This is a genomic window from Vibrio sp. 1401 (assembly GCF_033340295.1).
In genome coordinates this window covers 1-528 of the sequence record NZ_JAWOWF010000795.1, presented here as the reverse complement: position 1 = coordinate 528, position 528 = coordinate 1, and the positions used below count along the sequence as shown (strand labels likewise).

The following is a 528-nucleotide window of genomic DNA, read 5'->3' as shown; positions in this document are numbered from 1 at the left end:
TAACTGGCGAATCCGCACCTTTTACATAGCGGATTTTGTTTTGTCGCTCATCGACAAACATGGTCAACTTACAACCCACACCACAATAGGTACAAATGGTATCGACGGCTTTTAGCTGTTCGGTTCTGCCTTGAGAGCGGTCACGGCTGTCCACCATCGCGCCCGTTGGACATGCCTGAACACACGCCCCACATTGCACGCATTTTGAATCGCCCATGAGCGTCAAACCGCTGCAACTTGCGCCTTTTTCATCGGAGCGGAATCGTGGACGAGCATCTGGTCGTAAAGCTGGTCGGCCATTTTTATCCGACACAAAACTCAACACACCATGTACCGCTTGCTCACGGCATGCTTGAATACACTGACCACAACTGATGCAGCGGTTAGCATCAAATTCAATGAACTCAGAACTGCGGTCTACTTCGTATTTGTGACGAAGATCTTTCGCTCGCAAATCGAGCCAATCTTGATGACCAATCACGTTAGCAGAGGAAACGTCCACGGAAACATCGAAATGTTGCTCGGCAT

Annotated in this window: 1 protein-coding gene; it reads right to left on the bottom strand. The window is 49.4% G+C overall.

All coding sequences use genetic code 11. From position 1 onward, the window contains the following. On the bottom strand, nt 1-528 hold a 528-nt coding region (locus R7Z77_RS28220; RefSeq protein ID WP_318137420.1), incomplete at both ends, for a 4Fe-4S dicluster domain-containing protein.